This window comes from Streptococcus sp. HMSC061E03 (assembly GCF_001813505.1).
Classification (GTDB): Bacteria; Bacillota; Bacilli; order Lactobacillales; family Streptococcaceae; genus Streptococcus.
This window is the reverse complement of sequence record NZ_KV812784.1, coordinates 136,634-161,396: the sequence shown is the minus strand read 5'-3', so window position 1 is coordinate 161,396 and position 24,763 is coordinate 136,634. Positions and strand designations below refer to the sequence as shown.

Annotated in this window: 26 protein-coding genes; 4 read left to right on the top strand and 22 right to left on the bottom strand. The window is 43.3% G+C overall.

Going from position 1 to position 24,763, the window contains the following annotated elements; translation table 11 throughout:
• Window positions 1-263: 263 nt before the first annotated feature.
• From der to HMPREF2917_RS00965, 11 genes are all read right to left on the bottom strand, one after another.
• A complete protein-coding gene (der, locus tag HMPREF2917_RS01015; protein ID WP_031575509.1) occupies window positions 264-1,574 on the bottom strand; it encodes a ribosome biogenesis GTPase Der in 1,311 nt (436 codons plus the stop codon).
• A gap of 57 nt (window positions 1,575-1,631) precedes the next feature.
• Entirely contained in the window at window positions 1,632-2,345 is a 714-nt protein-coding gene (locus tag HMPREF2917_RS01010) for a nitroreductase family protein (protein ID WP_070588746.1), read from the bottom strand.
• The gene (dnaI, locus tag HMPREF2917_RS01005; protein ID WP_003008404.1) at window positions 2,342-3,241 is read right to left on the bottom strand and encodes a primosomal protein DnaI; all 900 of its coding nucleotides are present in this window, start codon (window positions 3,239-3,241) and stop codon (window positions 2,342-2,344) included. Before dnaI ends, HMPREF2917_RS01010 begins: the two co-directional genes overlap by 4 nt.
• Complete coding sequence (locus tag HMPREF2917_RS01000) at window positions 3,242-4,420, bottom strand: replication initiation and membrane attachment family protein (protein WP_070588745.1); 1,179 nt, start codon at window positions 4,418-4,420, stop codon at window positions 3,242-3,244.
• Window positions 4,421-4,894, bottom strand: coding sequence for a transcriptional regulator NrdR (nrdR, locus tag HMPREF2917_RS00995; protein ID WP_003005476.1), 474 nt, complete (start codon window positions 4,892-4,894; stop codon window positions 4,421-4,423).
• A 164-nt stretch (window positions 4,895-5,058) separates the two neighbouring features.
• Window positions 5,059-5,871: an endonuclease/exonuclease/phosphatase family protein gene (locus HMPREF2917_RS00990; protein WP_049492433.1), complete on the bottom strand. Its 813-nt coding sequence runs from the start codon at window positions 5,869-5,871 to the stop codon at window positions 5,059-5,061.
• Window positions 5,872-5,956: 85 nt separating this feature from the next.
• Window positions 5,957-8,149, bottom strand: coding sequence for a PTS transporter subunit IIBC (locus HMPREF2917_RS00985; protein WP_037608409.1), 2,193 nt, complete (start codon window positions 8,147-8,149; stop codon window positions 5,957-5,959).
• A gap of 234 nt (window positions 8,150-8,383) precedes the next feature.
• Window positions 8,384-9,082, bottom strand: a complete 699-nt coding sequence (locus HMPREF2917_RS00980; RefSeq protein WP_049483336.1) for a response regulator transcription factor — start codon at window positions 9,080-9,082, stop codon at window positions 8,384-8,386.
• Window positions 9,083-9,091: 9 nt separating this feature from the next.
• Window positions 9,092-10,516 carry an NADP-dependent phosphogluconate dehydrogenase gene (gndA, locus tag HMPREF2917_RS00975; RefSeq protein ID WP_003017375.1) on the bottom strand — a complete coding sequence of 475 codons (1,425 nt, stop codon included), beginning with the start codon at window positions 10,514-10,516 and terminating at the stop codon, window positions 9,092-9,094.
• A 168-nt stretch (window positions 10,517-10,684) separates the two neighbouring features.
• Entirely contained in the window at window positions 10,685-12,163 is a 1,479-nt protein-coding gene (locus tag HMPREF2917_RS00970; protein WP_003005145.1) for a flotillin family protein, read from the bottom strand.
• Between the two features lie 123 nt (window positions 12,164-12,286).
• Window positions 12,287-12,826 (bottom strand): YceD family protein, encoded by a 540-nt coding sequence (locus HMPREF2917_RS00965; RefSeq protein ID WP_003005275.1) that lies wholly within the window; start codon window positions 12,824-12,826, stop codon window positions 12,287-12,289.
• 204 nt (window positions 12,827-13,030) lie between these two features.
• Here HMPREF2917_RS00965 and HMPREF2917_RS00960 point away from each other — a divergent pair, with 204 nt between their 5' ends.
• The 3 genes from HMPREF2917_RS00960 to HMPREF2917_RS00955 all read left to right on the top strand — a co-directional run bounded on the left by HMPREF2917_RS00960 (window position 13,031) and on the right by HMPREF2917_RS00955 (window position 15,392).
• Window positions 13,031-13,891 (top strand): helix-turn-helix domain-containing protein, encoded by an 861-nt coding sequence (locus tag HMPREF2917_RS00960; protein ID WP_070588744.1) that lies wholly within the window; start codon window positions 13,031-13,033, stop codon window positions 13,889-13,891.
• A gap of 110 nt (window positions 13,892-14,001) precedes the next feature.
• On the top strand, window positions 14,002-14,178 hold the full coding sequence (locus HMPREF2917_RS11465; RefSeq protein ID WP_176745941.1) for a hypothetical protein: 177 nt from the start codon (window positions 14,002-14,004) through the stop codon (window positions 14,176-14,178).
• Complete coding sequence (locus HMPREF2917_RS00955; protein WP_070588743.1) at window positions 14,175-15,392, top strand: MFS transporter; 1,218 nt, start codon at window positions 14,175-14,177, stop codon at window positions 15,390-15,392. The genes HMPREF2917_RS11465 and HMPREF2917_RS00955 overlap by 4 nt, the downstream gene beginning before the upstream one ends.
• Before the next feature lie 28 nt (window positions 15,393-15,420).
• Here HMPREF2917_RS00955 and htpX read toward each other — a convergent pair whose 3' ends face one another.
• Together htpX and HMPREF2917_RS00945 are read right to left on the bottom strand one after the other, a co-directional pair.
• Window positions 15,421-16,317 (bottom strand): zinc metalloprotease HtpX, encoded by an 897-nt coding sequence (gene htpX, locus HMPREF2917_RS00950; protein ID WP_023918930.1) that lies wholly within the window; start codon window positions 16,315-16,317, stop codon window positions 15,421-15,423.
• Between the two features lies 1 nt (window position 16,318).
• A complete protein-coding gene (locus tag HMPREF2917_RS00945) occupies window positions 16,319-16,879 on the bottom strand; it encodes a LemA family protein (RefSeq protein ID WP_023918932.1) in 561 nt (186 codons plus the stop codon).
• A gap of 70 nt (window positions 16,880-16,949) precedes the next feature.
• Between HMPREF2917_RS00945 and rsmG the strand changes: the two genes are divergently transcribed.
• Window positions 16,950-17,663, top strand: coding sequence for a 16S rRNA (guanine(527)-N(7))-methyltransferase RsmG (rsmG, locus tag HMPREF2917_RS00940; protein ID WP_070588742.1), 714 nt, complete (start codon window positions 16,950-16,952; stop codon window positions 17,661-17,663).
• 216 nt (window positions 17,664-17,879) lie between these two features.
• Here the strand turns inward: rsmG and HMPREF2917_RS00935 are convergent, their stop codons facing one another.
• The 9 genes from HMPREF2917_RS00935 to HMPREF2917_RS00895 form a co-directional block, all read right to left on the bottom strand.
• The gene (locus HMPREF2917_RS00935) at window positions 17,880-18,782 is read right to left on the bottom strand and encodes a carbohydrate kinase family protein (RefSeq protein WP_070588741.1); all 903 of its coding nucleotides are present in this window, start codon (window positions 18,780-18,782) and stop codon (window positions 17,880-17,882) included.
• An 83-nt stretch (window positions 18,783-18,865) separates the two neighbouring features.
• On the bottom strand, window positions 18,866-19,618 hold the full coding sequence (locus HMPREF2917_RS00930; protein WP_070588740.1) for an SDR family oxidoreductase: 753 nt from the start codon (window positions 19,616-19,618) through the stop codon (window positions 18,866-18,868).
• A 155-nt stretch (window positions 19,619-19,773) separates the two neighbouring features.
• Window positions 19,774-20,547 (bottom strand): nucleoside phosphorylase, encoded by a 774-nt coding sequence (locus tag HMPREF2917_RS00925; RefSeq protein ID WP_070588739.1) that lies wholly within the window; start codon window positions 20,545-20,547, stop codon window positions 19,774-19,776.
• A gap of 156 nt (window positions 20,548-20,703) precedes the next feature.
• Window positions 20,704-21,609, bottom strand: a complete 906-nt coding sequence (locus HMPREF2917_RS00920; RefSeq protein WP_070588738.1) for a DUF4299 family protein — start codon at window positions 21,607-21,609, stop codon at window positions 20,704-20,706.
• Between the two features lie 99 nt (window positions 21,610-21,708).
• Window positions 21,709-22,692 (bottom strand): oxygen-dependent tRNA uridine(34) hydroxylase TrhO, encoded by a 984-nt coding sequence (locus tag HMPREF2917_RS00915; RefSeq protein ID WP_045759784.1) that lies wholly within the window; start codon window positions 22,690-22,692, stop codon window positions 21,709-21,711.
• A gap of 139 nt (window positions 22,693-22,831) precedes the next feature.
• Complete coding sequence (locus HMPREF2917_RS00910) at window positions 22,832-23,323, bottom strand: DUF6773 family protein (RefSeq protein WP_070589698.1); 492 nt, start codon at window positions 23,321-23,323, stop codon at window positions 22,832-22,834.
• A gap of 10 nt (window positions 23,324-23,333) precedes the next feature.
• Window positions 23,334-23,816, bottom strand: coding sequence for a DUF6773 family protein (locus tag HMPREF2917_RS00905; RefSeq protein ID WP_070588737.1), 483 nt, complete (start codon window positions 23,814-23,816; stop codon window positions 23,334-23,336).
• Window positions 23,817-23,844: 28 nt separating this feature from the next.
• On the bottom strand, window positions 23,845-24,039 hold the full coding sequence (locus HMPREF2917_RS00900; protein ID WP_003005328.1) for a helix-turn-helix transcriptional regulator: 195 nt from the start codon (window positions 24,037-24,039) through the stop codon (window positions 23,845-23,847).
• A 125-nt stretch (window positions 24,040-24,164) separates the two neighbouring features.
• Window positions 24,165-24,752, bottom strand: coding sequence for an MptD family putative ECF transporter S component (locus HMPREF2917_RS00895; RefSeq protein ID WP_070588736.1), 588 nt, complete (start codon window positions 24,750-24,752; stop codon window positions 24,165-24,167).
• Window positions 24,753-24,763: the final 11 nt, after the last annotated feature.

Here is a 24,763-nt window from a genome sequence, read left to right as displayed (position 1 = left end):
GATAGATTTTAAATAATAAGTACACAAACCTAAAGCTCTCATGATCTTCATGAGTTTACTCTTCTCAACCTTAAAAAAAGCTAAGGAATAAAGCATATCCGGACTATGATACTACGCATCTGACTATCCTCCACTTCATTTTACCAGCTTATTAAAAAAAGCAACGCTTATGCGCTACTTTTAGTTGTTTTCATAGTTGGAAGAATGAGCATTTTATCATTTGAAATATCCTTCTCCACTTTGATCCATTTGTCTCGTATTCCCTACTTCCGTTTTCGCGCAATCAAATGGATTGGAGTTCCTTCAAAAACAAAGGCCTTGCGAATTTGGTTCTCCAAGAAACGGAGGTATGAGAAGTGCATCAGTTCTTCTTCGTTAACAAAGACCACAAAAGTTGGCGGCTTGGTTGCCACTTGTGTCGCATAGAAGATCTTGAGGCGTTTTCCTTTGTCGGTCGGCGTTGGATTAATGGCAATGGCATCCATAATCACATCGTTCAAGACAGCTGAAGGAATCCGCGTATTTTGACTCTCACTGATCTGTTTAATCATCTCTGGCAACTTGTGCAAGCGTTGTTTAGTTAGGGCAGAAACAAAGACAATCGGCGCATAAGAAAGGTATTGGAATTGATCGCGAATGTCATCTTCCCACTGCTTCATGGTATGGTTGTCTTTTTCAATAGTATCCCATTTATTGACAACAATGATCATACCTTTACCAGCCTCATGAGCAAAGCCAGCGATCCGCTTGTCGTACTCCCGAATCCCTTCTTCGGCATTAATGACCATCAAAACCACATCTGAACGGTCGATGGCACGCATGGCACGCATGACAGAATATTTCTCAGTGTTTTCATAGATTTTACCAGATTTGCGCATACCGGCTGTATCGATCATGGTAAATTCTTGGCCATCTGCATCGGTAAAATGGGTATCGATGGCATCCCGTGTAGTTCCAGCAACAGGGCTTGCGATGACCCGGTCTTCTCCAAGGATCGCATTGATCAAGCTTGATTTCCCAACATTTGGGCGACCAATCAAGCTAAATTTGATGATATCTGGATTTTCTTCTTCTGTATCATTCGGAAGATTTTCGATGATGGCATCGAGCACATCCCCAGTTCCGATCCCGTGGACAGAGGATACCGGTAGTGGCTCACCCAGTCCCAAGGCATAAAAGTCATAGATATCATTGCGCATCTCTGGGTTATCCACCTTGTTGACTGCAAGAATGACCGGTTTATGGGTCTTATACAAGATACGAGTGACATATTCATCCGCATCCGTGATCCCTTCTTTTCCAGAAACAACAAAGACGATCACATCTGCTTCGTCCATGGCAATTTCTGCCTGATGCTTGATTTGCTCCATAAATGGGGCATCTACGTCATCAATCCCCCCTGTATCAATGATACTAAATTTTCGATTTAACCACTCAGCTGTTGCATAAATGCGGTCACGAGTGACTCCTTCTACATCCTCAACGATGGAAATCCGCTCACCGGCAATCCGGTTAAAGAGTGTAGATTTTCCGACATTGGGACGGCCTACAATCGCAATAGTTGGTAGGGCCATGATTTCCTCTTTTCTAATGAAAGGCGAGATTTCGGTTCAAGAACGCCTCTCTTCATTTCATAATAGTTTGTGTTTTTCTAGTAGTTTTTTGGTCTCTTCTTGTTCAGGTTGACCAAATTGAGCTGCAAGGCGCTCGCTCCAGCTATCTGTTGCACGCGCTCCAGCATAATCTGCCTGAACCTTGTCATAGGCAGTCACAACTGATAGGTCTTGTTCTTGGTATTCTTCTTCAAAAGCAACCTGCTCCAATGGCAAACGTGGTTTCACTGCATGCTGCTGATTGGGTACTCCGAGAGCAATCCCAAAAACAGGGTAGGTATAATCTGGCAGACGGAAGAGTTCTGCGACTTCTTCTGAACAGTAACGTAACATGCCGATCATCACTCCACCGTAGCCGAGACTTTCAGCTGCTAATAGCATATTTTGAGCTGCTAGAGCCGCATCCACTGAGGTGATCAGTAAGTTGTCCACCCCTTCAGGATGGAAATCCTGCTCATGAAGTTTGACAGCTTTTTCAGCGCGGTTTAAATCTCCAACAAAGAGGAGAAAGACATCTGATTGGCGAATCGCTTCTTGAGGAAGCAAGTCGTAAAGAGCTTCTTTCTTTTCCTTGCTTTTGACCACAATCACAGAATAAGATTGAAAGTTTTTCCAACTTGACGCCATCTGCCCAGCTGATAAAATTTCCTTGAGGTCAACTTCTTTGATGGCATCTTCCTTAAAACGGCGAACAGAAAAATGAGATTTCATTAAACGGATGGTTTCATTCATCGGCGATTGACTCCTTCCAAATGGATTTCCTTGGCTAAAAATTTCACGCGCTCCATGACCCGTTTGGCCTGCCAGGTTTCATCTCCATTACGCGAAGCTGCAAAATGACGTTCCAACTCTTCAAAATTAAAGTTAGAAGTAAAGAAGGTTGGGAGATTTTCCTGCATTCGGTGCTGCAAAATCACTTGTAAGATTTCATCTCGCACCCAGGCTGACATCTGTTCCGCACCGATATCATCCAGAATTAAAATTTCGGCTTTTTTCACCTGATCGACGGTTTCTTTGACCAAGCCTGAACTGATGGCATTTTTAACATCGATAGCAAAACTTGGAAAATGAAGTAGGGTAGTAGAGGCCTGGCGTTTTTCGGATAAATCATGAGCCAAGGCTGCCATCATGTAGCTCTTTCCTACTCCGAAATCACCATAGAGGTAGATCCCCTTTTGATATTCAGGATAGTTGGCCACAAAATTGGCTAATTCTTCAAAGGCCTCAAATCGTCCCTTATCATCGAGCTCTACCTTAGCTAGACTCGCCTCTTTCAAGGTTGAAGGGAGATTGATCAAGTTGAGACGTTGGTTGATCGCAGCTCGTTTTTGGGCTTCGATTAACTCTGGTGTTTCCTCATAAGCGACATCCGCATAGCCCTCATTCATGGTGAGGATGGGTTTATAACCTTTGGCAATATAATCTGGATCTCCCAATAAGAAACGGTTGCGTTCACTAATGTATTGATTAAATTTTGAAATACTCCGTCGAATTTCTTGTTCAGACAAAGACTGGTCCTTGATAAAGGCAGCTACTTCTTGGTCTGCCAAGATCTGTGCGACCAAATCCTCATAGTTAAATTGACGCGCACGGTTCATGTGAGACATGGTTTGACCTACACTTTCCATCTACTCACCTCCTTGATTCAGTTTTTCTAACAGACGTTGTTTCTCTTTAGCAAGATCCACCTTTTCTGCTTGGCTGGTTTGATTTTGATAATTTGGTTGACTCCACTTGGGAACATTGCTGTGCTTGCCCTTGGCTGATGTAGGACTCGTCCCCTTGTTTCCTTGACCCTTAGCTTGTTCCTGGCGTTCTCGAACTTTTAAAATCGCTAGTTCTGCACTGTTGACCCCTTGATAAGAAAAATCATTTCCCACCTTCAAAGCATACTTTTCATTGAGATTAGCAGACTGGGTCTTGTTAAAGGTCAACAACAAGATAATATTGATCACCTCGTCTAGTAAGCCTAGATCAGCTAACTTGGATAATGTCTTGCGTTCGCTCTGCGTAATGGTCGCATTGCGCGCCTTCTTAATCTCTGCTAGAAATTGTAGGCTGGATTTTGCCTTAGCTTCCCTCAGAATGGTTTCTTCCTGACGGCTATAGGACATGCGTGGTTGCTCTTGGCTCGCCTGAGCCAACTTTTGCTTCATTCTCTTTGGAGAGACAATCCGGTCTACAGCTGTTTCTTTCGCTAAAAGATAAGTTTCATACCAGGTCCATTGTTGCTCTTCTGCGATGGCAAAGAGGGCTAGGGTTGCTTCTCCTTCATCCACAAAACGAAGTCCATCACGCCCCATCATTCGCTTAAACATCTCCATATCAAACTGCTGTTTCTTACTTGGAAGAACAGTCACCTCCCCAGCATCTAGTCCAAAGACTTGCGAGAAGGAAACTTGCCGTCTAGTCCCTAAAGAGCGTGCTGGGAGCAGATCCTCCACGGCCTTTTCCCCAATCTTTTTTTCAAGCAAGCGTTTGAAAACAGCATTCGAAAAAAATTGTTCTGAGGCAAGAGGAGCATGTAACTGGATGGTGATCCCAACTTCTTCCTCATAGAGATCGATCAACCCCATGGCAATTAAGCGATCAAAGGCGAGTAGCAACTGTGGAAATCCTATATTTAAGTGATTGAGGATTTGAGCAAGTAAATATTGTTTTTCACCCTGATCATAAGAGGCGAGCAGATAACGATAAACTGCTACTGTTTCCGTCTCCAAAATAGGCAGGTAATACTGCTCCAATGCAGCCCCTGCCGGTGGAAGAAGATTATTTTTTAAAAATGCGAAAGGCGTATTGGGCTTCATCTATTTTTCCTTTTTCTTCTTGGTTCCCTTCGTAATTTGTTTCAAGAGGGTCTCTAACTCACCGACATCCTTGAAACTCCGGTAAACACTAGCAAAACGGACATAGGTGATCTCATCTAGATCTGCTAACTCATCCATGACCAACGAACCAATATATTCACTGTTGATTTCATTATCACTTTGGCTGCGAACCTTTTGCTCGATCCGGTTTACAATTTCTTCGATTTCGTCACTAGAAACAGGCCGTTTTTGAGCTGAGCGGATAATACCATTAAAGATTTTATCACGAGAAAATTGCTCGCGTGTCCCATCCTTTTTGACGACCACTAGAGTCCGCTCTTCCACTCGTTCGTAGGTAGTAAAGCGATAATGGCACTCTTCGCATTCCCTGCGACGACGGATGGTATTCCCATCTTCAGCTTGTCGACTATCCACCACACTAGACTTACTTCCACCACATTTTGGACAACGCATTTGCTACCTCCTTAAACTGTTTTAACACTTCATTTTACCATAAATTGAATCGTAAAGAAAGCAGAAGAACAGGAGAATCCCCTATGCTTGCTCCTCATTGATCCATAAAAAAGAGTCGAAGGACGATTGAATAAAATCGTTTTCCTTTCGACTCTCCATTTATATTAAAGTGATAATTCGGCTTCTAAGCCATAGTGATCACTGACATGGGGTTTGTTTTGATCATCAAAAATGACATGTAGACGCTGGATGTCCCATTCTGGACTTGCAAAGACGTAATCGATTCGCAATGGAACTTGATTATCCGTCCAGCCATCGATTCCAGGACCTACAGTATAAGTCCCCTTTGTTTCTTTAGCTTCGATAAAGCTATCTTGAAGCTTAAGGGAACTGGATAGAATCGTCTCATACCCTTCTTGACCGGCAGGATTATTGAAATCACCAGCTAGAATAAAGGGTTTGCCTACTTGGCTGAAGTAGTTCTCAATGCGTGGCCACTCAAATTGGAAACCTTTGTCCCACCAAGAAAGATGGACGCTGGCAACAGCAATCTCTTTGCCATCTACACTTGTATGGGCAACGGCTACTCGACGAGTATGGTAGTCCGTTGGATCATCCATATTGGATACCAAAATCTCATCCGCCTTCAAGGGTTGACGCGAAAGAACGGCCACACCCTCATTGAGGTGATCATAGCCAATATGGTTATAAGCCCAAGTCCAATAATAGTGGAGTCCTTGAGCAGCTAACTCTTCTACCAATACGCGAACAAAGTGATCTTTGTGAATGGCTACAGATGATGGCAAGGCTTGATAATACTCATCTGTTTCGACTGCTTCTGAGCCCATTTCTTGATTGACCTCTTGGAAACAGATCACATCATATTGCGCTTCCAAAATTTGTTCCTTGAGGGTTTCAAATTTTTGCTGAGCATTCTCTTCCATCCAACTATGGGAATTTAATGTTAAAAATTTCATCCCCTGATTTCTCCTTCTCTCCAAATCAAGAAACGGCAAGAGGCCGGGTGCACTGCCCCAACCTCATTTTCTTTGCCGACGTCTCTTATAATTCTACTGTTGCAACTGGCGCATTTGCTGCCAATTTACCAGTATGCTCGACCTTAACGGATTTAATCGCATCTGCATTTGTGAAGACAACAATTGTTGAAGTTTCACGACCAGCTGCACGGATTGCATCAAGGTCTGCTTCCACCAAGAGGTCTCCAGCAGCCACTGTTTGACCTTCAGAAACTTTAACCTCAAATGGTTTTCCTTCAAGACTAACAGTATCTAGACCGATGTGAACCAAGACTTCCAAACCATTATCAGTTACCAAACCAAGGGCATGTTTGGTTGGGAAGACACTAGTAACTTTACCAGCAACTGGTGAAACGATGTGGCCATTTTCAGGCTCAACTGCAAATCCGTCTCCCATCATTTTTTGTGAGAATACAGGATCTTTCACATCTTCGATGTTAATCACTTCACCATCTGCAACAGAGTGCACTTCATCAGTTACCCCTTTAAAGGTTGCTTCAGCTTTTTGAACTGCCGTCATTTGGCTAGGAAGTGTTTCAGGAATGACTTCACCTGAATCAAGAACGTCTTGGATATCAGATTTCAACACGTCAGCTTTAGGTCCGTAGATCGCTTGGACACCTTGTCCTTTCATGACAAGACCCATAGCACCTTCAGCTTTCCATTGTTCTTCTGTTCCGACTTTTTCAGCGTCCTTAACGGTTACACGAAGACGAGTCATACATGCGTCAACGTCTACGATATTGGCACGTCCACCAAGAAGGTTGATGATGTTAATGACTTGTGAGCTTGCTGAGCTTGTAGCAGCACCTGCTGCTGCACCATCTCCCGCAGGGGCATCATCATTTTGTTCATAGTTACCGTTACGTCCTGGAGTTGCATAATTGAATTTCTTAATCATGAAGTTAGCAATGAAGTACATGATAAAGGCAAAGAGGACTGTTACCCATACAAAGTTAAAGATATCTAATGCCAAACCAGCGTTGATGGCCATTGGGGTACGTGTCAAAAACTCGATTGAACCGAATGAGTGGACACGAAGGTGAACCAAGTCAGCCATTGCAAAGGCAGCTCCTTGAACAAAGGCATAGATTAGGTATAAAGGTGTTGCAATGAACATGAACATGTATTCAATTGGTTCAGTAACACCTGTCAAGAATGTAGCAAGGGCAGTTGCAAAAAGCATCCCTTTGTATTTTTCTTTCTTATCTGGGTCCACATTGCGATAGATAGCAACTACAACCCCCATCAAGATACCAAATGATCCAATCATTTGACCAACTTTGAAACGAGCTGGTGTGTACGCATGAAGCAAGTGTTGGTATTGGCTAGGATCTGCCTTCTTCAAGTTAACAAGGTCTGTTACCCAAGCTAACCAAAGTGGATCTTGTCCAAATACAGTTGTTCCTTTGGCAGCACCTGTAAGAACTTGGTAGCTACCACCCAATTGAGTATAGTTGATTGGAATGGTCAACATGTGGTGAAGACCAAACGGCAAGAGAAGACGTTCCAAGGTACCAAACAAGAATGGTGCCAATACTGGAGCTGTTGATTGTGAGTTGGCGATCCAGACACCGAATCCATTAATTCCTGATTGAACCACTGGCCACAAGGCTGCCAAAACCAAGGCTGTAAGAGCTGAACGAACGATAACAACGAATGGGACAAAGCGCTTCCCGTTAAAGAAAGAAAGGGCTTCTGGAAGTTTACGGTAGTTATAGTATTTATTGAAAGCAGTTGCTCCAACAAAACCTGAGATAATCCCTACAAACACCCCCATATTAAGTGCCGGTGCTTCAAGGACACTAATGAAGTAGTCTGCAACTTTAATTGATCCACCTAAGATCGTATGAACGGTAGCATCCTTATCAGCCAACATTGCAGATGTCACTCCAAAAACTGCACCGGTAATACGGTTAATCAAGATGAAAGAGAGACCAGCAGCAAAGGCACCCCCAGCACGCTCTTTGGCCCAGCTACCACCGATAGCAAGGGCAAAGAGGATGTGAAGGTTACCGATAACCCCCCAACCGATTTGTTCGAGAATCCCACCTGTAATAACAAGTGGAGATAAATTCGGGTTGATCATAGGGATTGATTTCCCGATTGAAATCATCAACCCAGCAGCTGGCATGACAGCGATAACGACCATCAAGGCCTTACCAAACTTCTGCCAGAATTCAAAGCTAAATAAACTTTTGAATGATCCTTTATTCATCATTCAACCTCCTTATATTGTTTAAGGCTTTTGTTTTGAGAAAACGTTTGCGCTTAATTTGTTTCTAGTATACCATATTTTAAAAATTTGTAAAGCCTTACATTCATTTTTTCTCCAAATTTTATCTTTTTTTATCTTTTTTAAGCCAAATCCTTTTCAAAACCCAGCCTTTCCAAACGCAAACGTTTCCCTTGGGGCATAAAAATATTCGAACCCTCTAAGGGTTCGAATATTTTATTCTAATGCGTCTTGCATGGCATAGCCAATCCCACGAACGGTCTTTATATAGCTTTTTTGACCGGGTAGATCAATTTTCCCACGGAGATAACGGATATAAACGTCAACAATATTGGTCTCCCCCGTACTCTCGTACTTCCAGACACTTTCCAACAACTGATCTCGTGTCACCACTCCCTTGCTTCCCATCAGAGTCGCTAGGAGGTCATATTCTCTGCGGGTCAAACTAATCATGTCTTCCCCACGATAGACGGTATGGTGTTCCACATCAATGCGCAGATTGCGGTATGAGGTTGGAATTTTCATCTGGCTACAATGTTGGTCAATATAATCACGTCCTCTAAAAATCGCTGTGATCTTATCGACTAAATCGCTGATAATAAAGGGTTTGACCATATAGGAAACAGCAAAGCGCTGAATACTCTCTTGGTGCTCAGCAATTTTTTCGCGGCTATCCAACACAATCAAAACAGAAGCTGGGCGAATCTGACTGATTTCCTCTGCGAATGCTTCACCCGACATATCTGACAGATCGTAATTAAACAAGATCAGATCATATTTGGTCGCAGTAATCAAAGCCAGACCCGCTTTTCCATCCTCGACCACATCAACTTGATACCCCTCTTTTTGAAGTTCCAAATCAATAAAGCGAGCGATTTGCTTCTCATTTTCTACTAGTAGAACTCGTTTGACCATAGAGCAAGATTATTTTTCGTCGTACCAAGAATAGTGGAAAGTACCTTCTTTGTCTTTACGTTGGTAAGTGTGAGCACCAAAGTAGTCACGTTGTGCTTGGATCAAGTTTGCTGGAAGATCAGCTGAACGGTAGCTATCGAAGTAAGTGATGGCTGCTGAGAAGGTTGGTACTGGTACACCGGCTTGAACAGCAAGAGCTACGATATCACGAACTGATTGTTGGTACTTAGCAGTGACATCCAAGAAGTACTCATCCAATAGAAGGTTAGCAAGATCTGCATCGCGGTTGTATGCATCTGTGATCTTTTGCAAGAAACGAGAACGGATGATACATCCATCGCGCCAGATAGATGCGATGTCCGCAAATGGCAAGTTCCAATTGTTTTCTTTAGAAGCGACGCGCAATTGGGCAAAACCTTGTGCGTATGAGATGATTTTTGAGAAGTAAAGGGCTTGACGGATTTTTTCAATCAATTCAGCCTTATCTCCTTCAAATTTGAATGCAGCTGGTTTTGGAAGAACCTTGCTTGCGTGAACACGTTCTTCTTTGTAAGTAGAGATGTAACGAGCAAATACTGACTCAGTAATGAGTGACAATGGCACACCAAGGTCAAGCGCTGATTGACTAGTCCATTTACCAGTTCCTTTGTTTCCTGCAGCGTCCAAGATGTAGTCTACGATAGGTCCATCTTGACCTTCGTCGTCTTTGCGTCCAAGGATATCAGCAGTGATTTCGATCAAGTAGCTGTCCAATTCACCCTTGTTCCATTCAGTAAAGATTTCAGCCATATCTTCTGCAGAAAGTCCAAGCAAGTGTTGCATGAGGTCATAGCTTTCTGCGATCAATTGCATATCCCCGTACTCGATCCCGTTGTGGACCATTTTCACGTAGTGACCAGCTCCATCAGGACCGATGTAAGTCACACATGGTTTTCCATCTTCAGGCGCTTTTGCAGAGATTTCTTCAAGAACGTCCGCTACCAAGTCATACGCTTCTTTTTGTCCACCAGGCATGATAGAAGGACCTTCAAGGGCACCTTTTTCACCACCAGATACACCTGTACCGATAAAGTTGATCCCTGAGTTCGCCAACTCTTCGTTACGACGGATAGTATCTTTATAGAAAGTGTTTCCTCCGTCGATCAAGATATCACCTTTATCCAAGTGTGGAAGAAGGGCTTGGATAGTTGCGTCTGTACCAGGTCCTGCTTGAACCATAAGCATGATACGACGTGGTTTTTCGATTGAGTTTACGAAGCTTTCGATATCATAGCTTGGCACAAAGTTTTTATCAGGATGGCAAGCAATCACATCTTCTGTTTTTTCTTTACTACGGTTATAAATGGCAACTGTGTAGCCACGAGATTCGATATTAAGGGCAAGGTTACGACCCATTACGGCCATACCAACAACACCAAAGTTTGCTTTAGTCATGTGACACTCCTCTTTATAGTTTGCCTTTATTCTACCATTTTTCCTCCTCAAAAGAAAGCAGAAAATAGCTTCCCGCCTTCTCTAGAGGGAGAAGATCATGCAAGTCATTTGATCTTAAAAACAAAAGTGCCCGAGAAACAGTTCTCAGACACTTCTTGATGAATGGCATTAATCTTCTTTAGAAGCCAACTCCTCTGCTTCAATGACCGGTTGTTCTCCTTCTTTGAGTTTATTGACCGTCATATTGACCCCAAGAGCTCCTGCTAGCAATTGACGAATATCAAATCCAGCTCCTTGAGAGACTTGGTCGATACTTTGCATAATATCTCCCACCATCTTAGAAGCATTGCCTTCCCCGTACATGGTGATCTTATCCACCTTGGTTAATGGTTCTGCGACAGCACGCGCAATTTCAGGCAACTTGTCAACGACCATTTCAGTAATGGCTGCTTCTTGCATTTTCTTCATCGCTTCGGCCTTTTGGTCCAAACCTTTGGCTTCGGCTTCCAGTTTCAAGCGAATGGCTTCAGCCTCGGCACGACCTTTAGCCTCAATAGCTTCGGCCTCTTGCAATTGGGCAAATTTCTCAGCTTCGGCTTGAGCTTTTCGAGCTTCGGCTTCTTTTTGTGTTTCGAAGAGTTCTGCTTCCGCCTTGCGTTGGCGTTCAATCAATTCTGCTTCTGCAGCTTGTTGACGCGCATATTTTTCAGCTTCAGCTTGTTTGCGGATGTTGGCATCCAATTCTTGCTCACGAACCTTAACTTCGCGCTCTTTGACTTCCGCTTCTTTTTCCTGTTTCATGATATTGGCTTCTGCTGCCACGCGCTCTTGTTCACGACGTTGCACTTCTGCCTCAATCCCTTTAGCGGCATCTGCTTTTGCTTGGGCAATATCTGCTTCTTGCTTGAGGGCTGCTTGTTTGAGTTTTAATTCGTTTTGTTTTTGCGCGATTTCAAGATCGGCAGCGACGCGTTTGTCGTTGGCCAATTTATCTTGTTCTGCTTCGACTTCCTTGCGTTCGCGTTCTGCTTTGGCTTTGGCAATCAAGGCATCTTTCTTAATGGTTTCAACATTTTCAATCCCGAGGTTATCGATGACTCCCCCTTCATCAGAGAAGGATTGAACCGTAAAGGCGATGACTTCTAGACCCATTTTAGCCAAGTCTGGCGCTACGTTGTCTTGCACTTTTGAGGCAAACTCTTGACGGTCATTGACCATCTTACGGAGTTCCATCTGACCGATCACTTCCCGCAGGTTTCCTTCCAAGACATCTTGGACAGAGTTGGAAATATCTGTCGTATTCCAGTTCAAGAAGTTTTCTGCAGCCCGGGCAATCATTTCATCGGTTGTACCAATTTTTAATTTAACAGCTGCATCGGCACGGACGTTAATGAAGTCCAATGTTGGGACTGCTTCTGACGTCCGAACATCTGTCGAGAATTGCTCAATATCAAGATAAGAGCGTTGTTCAACAAAGGGAATCATAAAGCCAGCTTTCCCACGCAAGTGACGTTGTTTCCGAAGACCGGTAATGACCACGACTTCGTTGGGTTTAGCGTTCACATAACCTTTAACAAGCAAAATCAAAATAATAACTGCGACTATTAGGCCGGTAATCAACCAACCTGGAATAAATAAAGTATCCATACTTTTTCTCCTTTTTAGAGGTCTCCCCTCTGTTATTTATTAATCCTAGTATATCAAAAGAAGGCCTTTCCTCAAAGAAAAGACCTGTATTTATGTCTAAATTTATCAAATGTAATCTCTAGCTTATTCTTCGTCAAACAAGCCATTTAGACCAGCGAAAGGACTGTTTTCTTCTTTCTTAATCGCTTGAGCGGCTTGGTATTCTTCTTCGGATAGGATTTTCCAATCATTGCCTTCAATAAAACCTTGTCCAGCCTCTTCTTCTGGAGTGAGAACCTTGAGAGGAATATTGAGCAGGATATTATCCGCTACGCTTTCACTCAGGTCAATCTTCCCACCTTCGATTGGAAGGATCAAGTCTTCCTCTAGGGCCTCGATATCTGCGTCAGACTGTACATCCTCCGCAAACACCTCTGTTACAGGATAGCTCTCTTGAAGCTCAACAGGCTCCATGCTTCGGCTAGAGGCCAAAACGATGGTATAGCTCAACTGGTAATCCAAGACATAGAGGCCTGTATCATAGGCTACTCGTCCTGTCGCTGTCACATTCTTTAAATCAAGAATTTCTGGATTACGCTTTTGCAATTCTTTGAGCAAATCCAACTCTTGATCAAAGGCTAGTCCTTCAGGATTTTTACGGATTTCTTGTGTAAATAGGTTCATTCTTTTGTCCTCAAATCTTCTAGATACTACTAGTATATCATGAAGCTGCCCCTCAACCAAGAAGTCTCCTCAAAAATTTGTTATAATCATGAAAAAAGATACAGTAACTAGGCCAATTGGTGTTGTACACAAGGTCCCACCATCTCTTGGACAAAAGAGGGTCACTTGCTAGGGCATTGAGCAATGTTAGATAGAGGAGAATTCATGAAAGATATCGGAGCAGTTTTTCGGCAAATACGTGAAAGTCGCCACATCTCTTTAGAGGAGGCTACGGGTGGCGAATTTTCACGCTCCATGCTATCTCGATTTGAAAGAGGGGAAAATGACCTGACCACGCAACGTTTTTTTCAGGCCCTTCAACAGATCAAAACCAGCCTCAGTGAGTTTTCCCATCTAGCTGGAATCGATCAGCACTCTTTTATTCCCAAATTGTTGAAAGAGCACTATGAAAACATGAGCTTAGAACACGACCAAGCCTTGTACCAAAGCTACCAGCAAGCCTATCAGAAATATCAGAAAAAAGAAGACTTCTTAGCCAGCATTATTCTCAAAGTCCAAATGCTTGGCTTCTATCCTGAAGTAGAGCTCACCGCTAGCCAAGAGGAACTCGATTTCCTCCATGATTATCTCTTCTCTGTCACAATCTGGGGAAATTTTGAATTAAACCTGTTTTCTCTGACCTCTCCACTTTTCTCTAGTCGCCTCTATCGACAATACACAGAGGAGTTGGTCCAAAGGGAGGATTTCAAGCTTCTCCTAGATTCCTCTCGTCCTGCCATCAATTCTATTTTCCTTAATGGCTTTTTTCTGGCCATTAGTTCAAATGAATTTGAAGATGCATGTTTTTTTGACCACCTAATTAACGACCACTTTTACTCTGAGAACGAAGCCTACCTTCGGACGGTTTATCTCTACGCCAAAGGAGAATTTCTCTATCGAAAGGGAGAAAAAGAAATCGGTCTTGAAAAGATGGAACAGGCCATCCAGGTTCTCTCTATTCTGGATTGTAAGGACAGTGCCAACTACTACAAACAGGGCCTGCAAGAACTGATCAATAAATCCTAAAAACTCACAGATCTACTCTGTGAGTTTTTGTTGAAAATATGCAACATTAATTTTTTCTTGCTTTTTAGGTTTACAATAGGACTATCAAGTAAAGAAAGAAGGTTCTTCCCATGATGACCAAACTAAAAAACCACTTCCTCCGCTTTCTTCTCTCACATACCAGCGTTTATCTGAAGGATCAGGAACTTCTTCTCTCTGATGATGAGAAACTAGACCTCTTCAAACAGATCGTTCGATCTATCAAACAAGTCCTAGCAACTGATCACATGAAGGAGGAAAGCTTATGAAACTCTTAGTCCGTAATAAAATTTTTGCCATACTCAGTCTTTCTCGCTTTTTGAATACACTTGGTGCTGCCATCTACAACCTGGTCTTTGTGGTCTTTGCTGCCAGCATGCCACAGCCGAGCCTAGCTGTTGGCATTGCTAATCTCATTGTATTTATTCCTAGCCTCTTTACCATTTTTGTCGGGATGAAGGCTGACCGCACGAAGAAAAAAGCTAACTGGTTGATCCGCATTGGCTATCTTCAAGCCATCCTCTTCATCCTTATTGCTCTCATGACCAAGATTCCGGGTTACCTAGCCTTTTCGATTGTTTGCTTTTTAAACATTGTTTCAGATTGTTTGAGTGATTATCGCGGAGGCTTGCAACTCCCCATCATGAAAAAGAACATCCCCGACGAGGATTTGATGGAAGCCTATTCCTTCAACCAACTGCTTAGTATGGTCTGTTCGATTTCTGGACAAGCTCTAGGAGTTTGGCTGCTAGCTATCAGCCATCAAAATTTTGCTCTGGTCGCTTCGATCAATGCCATGACTTTTCTCCTGTCTTCTACCTGTCTCCTGATCAGAAAAAAACAGCTGACACATGATCCTGTCATTGAGCCCAAAAGTAAGAATTCTTTGCTACACGAATGCCAAGAGATGTACCAGAACGCCAAAAGTATTTTTGCAGATGAGGAGGTCCACCACTTTGGCAAGTTGCTCTTCTCATTGGTTCTCATCAATGCCCTTGGGGGATCCATCTCTGGTATCTACAATCTGCAACTGCTTCACTCCCCCTTCTTTCAGTTGAGCTTTAGCCAATCCCTCTTGATCTTAGAGGCAGTGACTATTTTAAGCATGGTCTGGGCTAGCCTGACACCCCACGATTATTTTTCCAAGCAATCGCTCCACCATACCCTCCTGTGGATCGCAGGTGGGCTGACCATGCTTGGGTTCACAAATCTCCTGGTACACTGGGACATTCTTTCCCTTCTACTCATCACTTTCCTTGGTTATCTTGTAGCAAAAATCAACCCAAAAGTTTCCAGTCTTTTAATGAGTAAATTGCCCGCTGAAAAATTAGCTTCTACCTCTAGCTTTTTGGGACTGATGGTCAGCTTTGCCATGCCACTTGGGACAGCTCTCTTTTCTAGTCTAGCTATCTGGAGCCTTCCCCTAGCTTGGGGGACCTTTGCCATGCTTGGTTTCACTACCCTCCTCTTAACAACCAAATAAAAAGTCCACCGTTTGGTGGATTTTTTTTTTACATTTTTCTTAGGCGAGCCACCCGTTCAGCAATGGGTGGGTGGGTATAAAAGAGTTTTTGCAATCCGGATTCTTTTTTTGGATCGTTGATAAAAAGAGCACTGCTCGCATCATCGACATGTCGTTGCATGGGTTCGCTATTGTCTAGTTTTAACAAAGCATTGATCATCCCTTGAGGATTCCGTGTCAATTCGACACTTGAAGCGTCTGCTAGGAACTCCCGTTGACGAGAAATGGCTAACTGGACCAGGGTCGCTGCTAATGGCGCTAAAACGATGGCAAGCAAGGAAAGGATCAGAATAATAATTTCTAAACCACCGCTACCTTCTCGATCATCGTCCCGGCTACGGCCACCGCCCCACCACATCATCCGGCCACCAATGCTAGAAAGCATGGTGATGGCACTGGCAAGGGCCACTGCAATCGTAGAGATGCGAATATCGTAATTGCGAATGTGGCTGACTTCATGTCCGATGACTCCCTCCAATTCCTCACGGTTCATCACAGCTAGAAGACCTGTCGTTGCTGCAACAGCAGCATTTTGAGGATTGGACCCTGTCGCAAATGCATTCATAGAAGGATCATCTACAATATAGACCCGAGGCATGGGGATCTGGGCTACCATAGCCATATCTTGTACAATATGGTAGAGTTGAGGGGCTTGCTCTTCCGTTACCTCACGCGCCCCATTCATCCGCATGACAACTTCGGTGGATTGAAAAACCATGCTAAAGGCATAGATTCCACCAATAATCAAAGCTAGGATGACGCCACCAAGGGAGGAGCCTAACCAGAGGTAACCAACGGCTGCTCCGATAAGAGCTAAGAGTATGAAAAAAGCAATAAGGAGAATCCAGGTTCTCCTTTTATTGCTTGCAATTTGGTCAAAGAGCATATTAGTCTCCTAATCCGCTAAAGTCCACCTTTGGTACTGCTTTTTCTTCTTCAGGCACTTGAAGAAATTCAGCTTGTCTGAAGCCGAACATTCCAGCAATCACGTTTGTTGGGAAAGTTTCCAACTTGACATTGTAATTGCTTGTGACACTATTGTACAATTGACGAGCATAAGAAATTTTGTTTTCTGTGTTGGTCAATTCTTCTTGCAATTGCATGAAGTTGGTGTTGGCTTTCAAGTCTGGGTAATTTTCAGCCACCGCAAAGATGCCTGCTACTTGGCGTGAAAGAGCATCACTGGCTGCCATTGCTTCTGCAGGTGAAGAAGCTTGCGCTACTTGTTGGCGAAGTTGAGTCACTTTTGCTAGTGTATCTCCTTCGTACTTGGCATAGCCTTTAACGGTTTCGATCAAGTTTGGAATCAAGTCATTCCGACGTTTCAATTGCACATCAATTTGACTCCATGCTTCACGAGTTTGCATGCGGCTTTTCACCAAACCGTTGTAAACTCCTACTACAATCAACACAAGGACCACAATGATCCCAAGAATAATCCAAATCATTTTATTGAATTCCTTTCATTTCTTTCTACCAGTATATCAAATTTCCCTTATTTTGTGGTAAAATAAAAGCATGAAACCAGAAGAATTTTATGTCCTTTTAGCCGACCTCGGCTTTCCATTAACTGATCGTCAAAAAGAGCAATACGAACGGTATTTTGAGCTCCTCGTGGAATGGAATGAAAAGATTAATCTCACCGCCATCACCGAAAAAGACGAAGTCTATCTCAAGCATTTTTATGATTCGATCGCACCCATTTTACAAGGTTTGATCGAAAACCAACCCATCCGTCTCTTGGATATCGGAGCTGGTGCTGGCTTTCCCAGCCTACCAATGAAGATCCTATTCCCTGAGCTGGATGTGACCATCATTGATTCCCTCAATAAGCGGATCAATTTTCTCCACTTGCTGGCTGAAGAGTTAGGTTTGAGCGGAGTTCATTTCTACCATGGACGTGCGGAGGACTTTGCGCAAGAAAAGGCTTTTCGTGCCCAATTTGATATCGTAACTGCCCGCGCTGTTGCCCGCATGCAGGTCCTCTCTGAACTGACCATCCCTTACCTGAAAGTAGGAGGACGTCTTCTTGCTCTCAAGGCCAGCAATGCTCAAGAAGAGTTGGAAGAAGCCAAAAATGCCCTCAATCTGCTCTTTAGCAAGGTTGAAGACAATTTACAATATGAATTGCCAAATGGCGATCCACGCTATATCACTGTAGTCGAAAAGAAAAAAGAAACACCCAATAAATACCCAAGAAAAGCAGGCATGCCTAATAAGCGGCCATTGTAGTAAGATACAAAGGGCTAAGAGAATAAAAGTCAAATAAGAGGCTGGGACAAAAGTCCTAGCCTCTCAATTATTTTTGGATTGTCGAGCAAGACGCAGTGGTTGAGTGGGCTATAATACGCTGATTTCATCAGCTTTTACAGCCCTACTCAACTGTGAGGAGGTGGGACGACGAAATCGAATTCTAACGAATTACCGATTTCTGTCCCACTCTCTTTTTTATTTTTGTTTCAATTCTGTTCGCAGGGCTTCTTGCTGCTCTTTTGTCAGATGAACGCCCTTACTTGCAACAATCTGGCTAGAGACTTTGTTGGCAAAGCTTAAGGCTTGCGCGATGTCTAAGCCTTCTAGACGAGCGGATATAAAGGCTCCTACATGGCTATCTCCAGCGCCTACTGTATCGACGACTTCTGTTGGAAAACCGTCTGCCTCATACCAGTTGCCATCATAGGCAACCGCTCCGTTTTCACCCAAGGTGACAATGACTAATTGTCCCGTTCTCTGATACAAGTGTTCGATGGCTGGCTGGATCTCTCTACACCCTGAAAAAGCCAGTGCTTCAGCCTCATTAACATGGAGAATCGGATGCAGATCATAAATTGCTTCCAGTCGATCCTTTGGAATCAAGTGTCCGCGTGGCCCAGGTGCGAAAATCACCTGGCCTTCTAGTTGCGAAATAGACTGGACCAATGCAAGACCGGTTGGCTCCTCGACTTCAAGGCCACACAAGTAGATGTAATCAAACCGATCTGTCTCGATCTCTTTTAGCCACTCTGCTTGGAAGCTATACTCCACTCCGTGGTCCGATAAGAAGGTCCGCTCACCATCAGACTCTACAAAGCAGTAACAGCAACCATTGGCCCCTTCTAATGAGATGCTAGAGGAAATTCCTAATTGTTTCAACTCTCTCCGAATAAAATCACCATACATCCCAGAACCAACTGGCGAGACAAACTGGTAGGGTTGCGACAAAAAATGAAGGATATTAACGACATTAAAGGCACAACCTCCCACAGACCATTGCTGGTGATCAATATGGGCATCTCCTTCACGACTTGGCAAACGATCCAAGTAGATCATCACATCACAAACTGTAGAACCAATAATTAACGCAGCTGTCATCTTTTTCTCCTTACTTTGCCTTCTATTATACCAGAGGAAACATAAAAAACAACCAACCCCTTGTGGAGTGGTTGCTTCTCTTTTTAATCACGATAAACGGGTTGAGGGCCAAAGGTTTGGGAAACCGGCATGATTTCAATCCGATTGACATTGACATGCTTGGGCTGTTGGATCAACCAAGCTACGGTGTTAGCAATGTCTTCAGGTTGAATGGCATGGGCATCACGATAGAGGGCTTCTACCCGTTTTTCGTCTCCTTTAAAGCGAACAGAAGAGAACTCTGTCCCTTCACAAAGACCGGGTTCAATATTGCTGACACGAATCTTTTTGCCAGCTAGATCCGCCCGAAGATTGAGGGAGAATTGCTTGACAAAAGCCTTGGATGCCCCGTAAACATTTGCCCCTGGATAAGGCACAGTTCCTGCTGTAGAGCCCAAATTGATAATATAGCCATCATTTCGTTCCACCATCTGGGGCAAGATTTTCCTTGTCAGATAGGTCAAGCCGACAATATTGGTCTGAATCATGGTCAGCCAGTCTGCGACCTCTGCTTCATAAGCTGGGGCGAGGCCTAGGGCCAAGCCAGCATTATTGACCAAAACATCCACTTTCTCCCAATCTTTTGGCAAACTGGAAAGTGCATGATCTACCTGAGAAAGATCCGTCACATCCATTTGCAGGGGATAAAAGGCTTCTCCCAACTCTTCTTGAAGGGCCTGTAATTTATCGATGCGTCTAGCTGACCCGATCACACGGTATCCATCTGCTACTAAGCGACGGCAAATCGCTTGACCAAAGCCAGCTGAAGCTCCTGTTACTAAAATCGTTTCTGACATGTCATTACCTCCATGGATTGTAAAAACGTCCCTGATTGAGAAAGATCCATCAGGTTCTGTCTCGACTTAGAATCTAGATGAAACAATCCTATCTTGCAAAATTACTTCTTGTATTGGAAGGAAAAATCCTTCAGTTCAATCATTGCTTCTTTCATTTAGTTTGCCTTTCCCCAAAAGAGCGCAAATTGGATGGCTAACTCCGCGATTCGATCCTTGCTATCTAAATCCTCATGACTAGATAAGGTTCGGATATCCCATTTTTCTTCCGAGAGGTGGTCAGCTGCGTAGAAGAAATGGCAGAGCTCAAAGCCCCTATAAGCTGCTAGGGCTGCCACTGCCGAACATTCCATATCCACACAGATGGCTCCCGCTTCCTTTCGTCGCTTCATCTTGTCGGTGGTTTCCCGGTAAGGTGCATCTGTCGTCCACACTTTTCCTGACTGATAGGAAACCTTGTGGCTGTCCAGAAAGGCTTGGAAGAGAGGAAGGGTTTTCTTGTTTACTTCCACTTCATCACTAGCCGGAAGATAGTGGTAACTGGTCCCCTCGTCGCGAAGAGCCGCTGTTGGAATGATGATGGAGGTTGCTTCGATATCTCGATCTAATACCCCACAGGTCCCAAAGAGCACCAGTTTTTCCATCCCAAATTGAATCAGGTCCTCTATAATTCCCACACAGGAAGCAGCCCCAACTGGTGCATTAAAGGCACCAATTTGTTGGTCTCCAATAGTGATCCCATAGACCATGACTTCAAAATTAGCCATGGAGGTTCTTGCAACGACCTCATGTTCATAATTTTCAAGGAGGCGCGCAAAAGTTACTCTTGAAAAGCAAGAGATGACTACTTTGGGAAATCCTTCAATTGGTTCGTGTAAGTCTTGTGGATTGATAATCGCCTGTCGATTGGCATCAAATTCTTCTAACAGCATTTCGTGCACCTCTTTCATTCTACTTCTAGGCCCCTATTATACCACAATTAGCCTAGTCATTGGTTTTTGATCAAAGGAAGGGCATAAAAAAGAACTGCTCCCAGACGTTAGATTTTTCGGATCAAACGTCGGAGGGACAGTTCACTATGATATTTTTTACTTGTTCTCCAATTGCGCTAATTCTAGCAAGCGTTCTTTGGATAATTTTTTAATTTCAATTTGACTAGCATCTAGCAGCTGATATTCATCTGGCTCTAGCGCTTCTATAAGTTTCTTCAGAGCAAGAGAACCAATTGGATGGTAGTTTTCTGGCTTATCCGGATCTCCATCGATCGCAACCAAAAGAACTTGCCAATCAATGATACCCGCTAAGCCCACAATTTCTACATATTCTGCAGGAACATGTGGCACGCTTGGCAAGACCGTATCCGTATCTTCTGTCAAGCTATAGCTAGCTAAAAATGCTCCTGTCTCCTCCTGTTGATAAAAACGGACTTGACTGAAATAAGCTGCACTATATTGAATCTTCTTGATAAAGGCAGAGTAGGCTTCTAGTGGATGGACATGGTTCAAGACTTCCTGCACTGTATCCCGATCCAAATAGACCGGATGAGCGAAGCCTTGTACTTCAAACTCTTTTAGATCTTTTTCTTTCGTCAAATTACCCAGCGTTTCTAGGATAACGACTTCATAATCAAAATGGAAAATAGAATCTGGAGTATAGCTCACGCCGTCGCTAGCCACAATCTCCGTTCCTAATACTTCTCCTAGGCGACTGATCCATCGAAGGGCCAACTGCCAATCTTCTTCTATCGCAAAAGAGGGCACCTGAATCTGATAAGACTCTTCCTCATCAAAATAGCGTAACTGCAGAGGAAGACCGCTCTTACCAAATACGATACAGTTCAAGCCTTCAAAATCATTTAAGGGACGATGAAGGGTGGCAGGATCATAGTTGTAGGTTGTTAACCCCTCCACTAATTTAAGAACTTCCTGTGCTGCGAGTACTTTCTGATAGCCAAATAAGCTCTTTTTATTTTTGATTGAAAACACGATACTCATTTGTTTTCTCCTTTGTGAAATCGCTTACCTAAAGTATAGCACAATTTTCAACCAATTTCCATATAAAAACAGCCTGAGCTTTCAGACTGTTTGTTTCTATTATGCTGGTGCTCCATCAAGCGTTTCACCGATAAGGGCCAAACGCTCACGAACTTCTGCTTGTGACAAGTTGTGTTCTTCAACATAACGATTGCGAGGGTGAACCCGGCACTCATGCGAACATCCGCGAAGGTACTTATCTTCGTTTTCTTCTGAAGTCAAGATCCGACGGTTACAGAAAGGATTTCCACAGTTGACATAGCGTTCGCATGGTGTTCCATCAAACCAATCTTTTCCAACTACACTTGGATCGACATGGTTGACATCGACTGCAATCCGCTCGTCAAAGACGTACATTTTCCCATCCCACAGTTCGCCTTGAACTTCAGGGTCTTTCCCATAAGTGGCGATTCCACCATGCAATTGACCAACATCTTTGTAGCCTTCACGCACCATCCAACCCGAGAATTTCTCACAACGGACTCCACCAGTACAGTAGACGACAACACGCTTGTCCATGAATTTTTCCTTGTTATCACGGACCCATTGTGGCAATTCACGGAAATTGCGGATGTCAGGACGAATAGCGCCACGGAAGTGTCCAAGGTCGTACTCGTAGTCGTTTCGAGTATCAAGAACAACGGTATCCTCGTCGAGAAGAGCTTCTTTAAACTCTTTTGGAGACAAGTAAGCACCTGTCGTTTCAAGAGGATTGATGTCATTATCGAAATTATCATCCTCTAAACCAAGGTGGACAATCTCTTTCTTATAACGTACAAACATCTTCTTGAAAGCTTGCTCTTCTTCCTCGTCAATTTTGAACCAGAGGTCTTCCATACCTGGAAGGCTGTGAACGTAGTCCATGTATTTTTGTGTTGTTTCGTAGTCACCAGAAACAGTTCCATTGATTCCTTCGTCAGCGACTAGGATACGTCCTTTGAGGCCGATTGATTTACAGAAGGCCAAGTGGTCGGCTGCAAATTGTTCTGCATTTTCAATGGGAGTATAGAGGTAGTAGAGTAATACGCGAATAGGTTTTGCCATAATATTCTCTTTTCTAAGATTAAATTATCAGAATTTTTCATTCAACTATACCAGTATACTCTCCCAAGAAAACGAATGCAATTTATTTGACTGAAAAATAAAAGCCTGGGATACCAGACTTTTACACGATGAAACCAAGTTACTCTTCTTTTTCCATCTGATCCAGATAGGCTTCATAGCGTTTTTTCTCAACTTTTGCAAGAAGCATTACAAGGGTATTCACTCCCCATACAATTGGAAGATTCAGTAAAAAGGTAATTGGAAGTACTAGTAAAAATTTTGAATGGAAGGGATTGGCCTGATAGACAGCTTGGTTTAATTGAAAATTTTGGGCCCAGATGAACAAGGAGAGAATAAAGGTTACTGCTACAATTCCTGTCGCATTTAGATAGCTATAACTGATAAATTTCACACCCAATCGTTGACAACGAACAGAGTAATACAATCCTGAGACGATGAGTAAGGCTACCACCATGATTGGACTGAGCCCCACCTTAGATGTAAAAATGGATCCCACACTAAAAACAGTTAAGGCAAGGCAAAGAAAACCAGCCGTCTCAGCACCAGCCTTATTAGCTAAGCCTTCTTCTCGTTCATCTATGATTTGTTTGTTCAGCAATTGTAATCTCATCTCTTCCTCCTTATTCTTCATCCTCTAACTCTGCCTCAATCTTCTCTTGTTTTTTCCGATTGATAATAGCAAGTGGTTTTTCAAGCAGATCTGTCAGGAGGGCAAAGACGAGAATTTCTAATAAAATTTTGACCAGATACTTGGGACTGAGCATAAAGCTCATTGCTTCTCGCTTTCCAATCACATCCATAGCTGTCACAAGCACAGCAAAGAATAGACCTGACCCAAGGCGACTCAACCAGCTATCTTTTTCTAACATATCTCGGATATCAATCCCTGAACTGATCCTTCTCACAAAGGCATAGGCTCCCATGGCAATCAGAAGGAACATCTCAGGGAGATAAGCTACTAGGTCTAAGTCCAGGATACTGGATTTCACAAAGGCAGATAGGGCAATAAAGCAGGTCATACCAAGGACAAGTTCTCCTGCGATTTTTCCATCAAGTAGCATGGTCCGTTCATCTTTTACAATTGGTTCTTTCTTTTGTTTCATATTCTTCCTCTTTCTATTATTAAAACTGTTACTCCCAGAACAGTTGATCCAGCGTCTTATCCAAGGTCTTACAGATGGCAAGGCAGAGACTGAGGGTTGGGTTATACTTTCCCGCCTCAATCAGACCGATGGTCTGGCGCGTCACTCCAATGGCATCTGCAAGATCCCCCTGGGTCATATCATGCTCGACCCGGGCCATTTTTAATTTGAGATTTTTCGCCACAGGCTTTTCCTTTCTTATTTTTATAGCTCTATTATACACTATATTTTCTATTTTGCAATATATATCTTACATTTTGTAAAAAATATTTTTGATAAAACAAAAAAAGCCTGGTTCCCCAGGTTTTCTTAGTTTCCTCTTCTTTTTATTAGTAATGGCTGTAGGATATATGATAGTCCCCATCCTAATCCAGCACCCAGTATGAGCGTGAGGACAAACCAAGTGATGGTTGCTAGATCTAGTGATACCATCACCCGATTGACATAGTCTATCGATTTACCACGATCCAGTAACGACATGCGGTAACTGGCTGGATAGAACCACATCATAAGAATGGGCCCTGTTGTCGCAAAGGCAAAAATAACAAAAGACAAGGCATTTCGTAAATTCGAGCGAAAACGACCACTTGAGGCGACCATCTCCGCAAAACTTCCGGCGATCAAGGCTGGAATAAAGGCCCCTGCACCATGACGCGAAAAGAGGAAGAAGGATCCGATCACGCAGCCAACTATAAAGATAGATCCAACTCCTTTTATTTTTTCTAGATAATAGCGGTAGATCGTCCCGCCAAACAGGGCCGAAAAGGCAGGAGCATAAAACATATTTCCTTGATGATCGACCAGATTTCCAACTAAGACCCCCAGTCCAATCGCAAGAAAATAGAGAAAGACGAAGGCTCCAACTTGTTTTATTTGATTCACGTTTATTCTATTCATTGGATACTGAT

Coding starts and splice junctions, on each gene's coding strand:
- HMPREF2917_RS00955 (WP_070588743.1), top strand. CDS start 14,175: ATGAAACTCTTAGTCCGTAATAAAATTTTTGCCATACTCAGTCTTTCT.
- HMPREF2917_RS00965 (WP_003005275.1), bottom strand. CDS start 12,826: ATGAACCTATTTACACAAGAAATCCGTAAAAATCCTGAAGGACTAGCC.
- rsmG (WP_070588742.1), top strand. CDS start 16,950: ATGAAACCAGAAGAATTTTATGTCCTTTTAGCCGACCTCGGCTTTCCA.
- HMPREF2917_RS00985 (WP_037608409.1), bottom strand. CDS start 8,149: ATGAATAAAGGATCATTCAAAAGTTTATTTAGCTTTGAATTCTGGCAG.
- HMPREF2917_RS01000 (WP_070588745.1), bottom strand. CDS start 4,420: ATGAAGCCCAATACGCCTTTCGCATTTTTAAAAAATAATCTTCTTCCA.
- HMPREF2917_RS00990 (WP_049492433.1), bottom strand. CDS start 5,871: ATGAAATTTTTAACATTAAATTCCCATAGTTGGATGGAAGAGAATGCT.
- HMPREF2917_RS00920 (WP_070588738.1), bottom strand. CDS start 21,609: ATGAGTATCGTGTTTTCAATCAAAAATAAAAAGAGCTTATTTGGCTAT.
- HMPREF2917_RS11465 (WP_176745941.1), top strand. CDS start 14,002: ATGATGACCAAACTAAAAAACCACTTCCTCCGCTTTCTTCTCTCACAT.
- HMPREF2917_RS00905 (WP_070588737.1), bottom strand. CDS start 23,816: ATGAAACAAAAGAAAGAACCAATTGTAAAAGATGAACGGACCATGCTA.
- gndA (WP_003017375.1), bottom strand. CDS start 10,516: ATGACTAAAGCAAACTTTGGTGTTGTTGGTATGGCCGTAATGGGTCGT.
- htpX (WP_023918930.1), bottom strand. CDS start 16,317: ATGCTCTTTGACCAAATTGCAAGCAATAAAAGGAGAACCTGGATTCTC.
- HMPREF2917_RS00930 (WP_070588740.1), bottom strand. CDS start 19,618: ATGTCAGAAACGATTTTAGTAACAGGAGCTTCAGCTGGCTTTGGTCAA.
- nrdR (WP_003005476.1), bottom strand. CDS start 4,894: ATGCGTTGTCCAAAATGTGGTGGAAGTAAGTCTAGTGTGGTGGATAGT.
- dnaI (WP_003008404.1), bottom strand. CDS start 3,241: ATGGAAAGTGTAGGTCAAACCATGTCTCACATGAACCGTGCGCGTCAA.
- HMPREF2917_RS00960 (WP_070588744.1), top strand. CDS start 13,031: ATGAAAGATATCGGAGCAGTTTTTCGGCAAATACGTGAAAGTCGCCAC.
- HMPREF2917_RS01010 (WP_070588746.1), bottom strand. CDS start 2,345: ATGAATGAAACCATCCGTTTAATGAAATCTCATTTTTCTGTTCGCCGT.
- der (WP_031575509.1), bottom strand. CDS start 1,574: ATGGCCCTACCAACTATTGCGATTGTAGGCCGTCCCAATGTCGGAAAA.
- HMPREF2917_RS00895 (WP_070588736.1), bottom strand. CDS start 24,752: ATGAATAGAATAAACGTGAATCAAATAAAACAAGTTGGAGCCTTCGTC.
- HMPREF2917_RS00910 (WP_070589698.1), bottom strand. CDS start 23,323: ATGAGATTACAATTGCTGAACAAACAAATCATAGATGAACGAGAAGAA.
- HMPREF2917_RS00980 (WP_049483336.1), bottom strand. CDS start 9,082: ATGGTCAAACGAGTTCTACTAGTAGAAAATGAGAAGCAAATCGCTCGC.
- HMPREF2917_RS00925 (WP_070588739.1), bottom strand. CDS start 20,547: ATGCTGTTAGAAGAATTTGATGCCAATCGACAGGCGATTATCAATCCA.
- HMPREF2917_RS00935 (WP_070588741.1), bottom strand. CDS start 18,782: ATGACAGCTGCGTTAATTATTGGTTCTACAGTTTGTGATGTGATGATC.
- HMPREF2917_RS00970 (WP_003005145.1), bottom strand. CDS start 12,163: ATGGATACTTTATTTATTCCAGGTTGGTTGATTACCGGCCTAATAGTC.
- HMPREF2917_RS00945 (WP_023918932.1), bottom strand. CDS start 16,879: ATGATTTGGATTATTCTTGGGATCATTGTGGTCCTTGTGTTGATTGTA.
- HMPREF2917_RS00915 (WP_045759784.1), bottom strand. CDS start 22,692: ATGGCAAAACCTATTCGCGTATTACTCTACTACCTCTATACTCCCATT.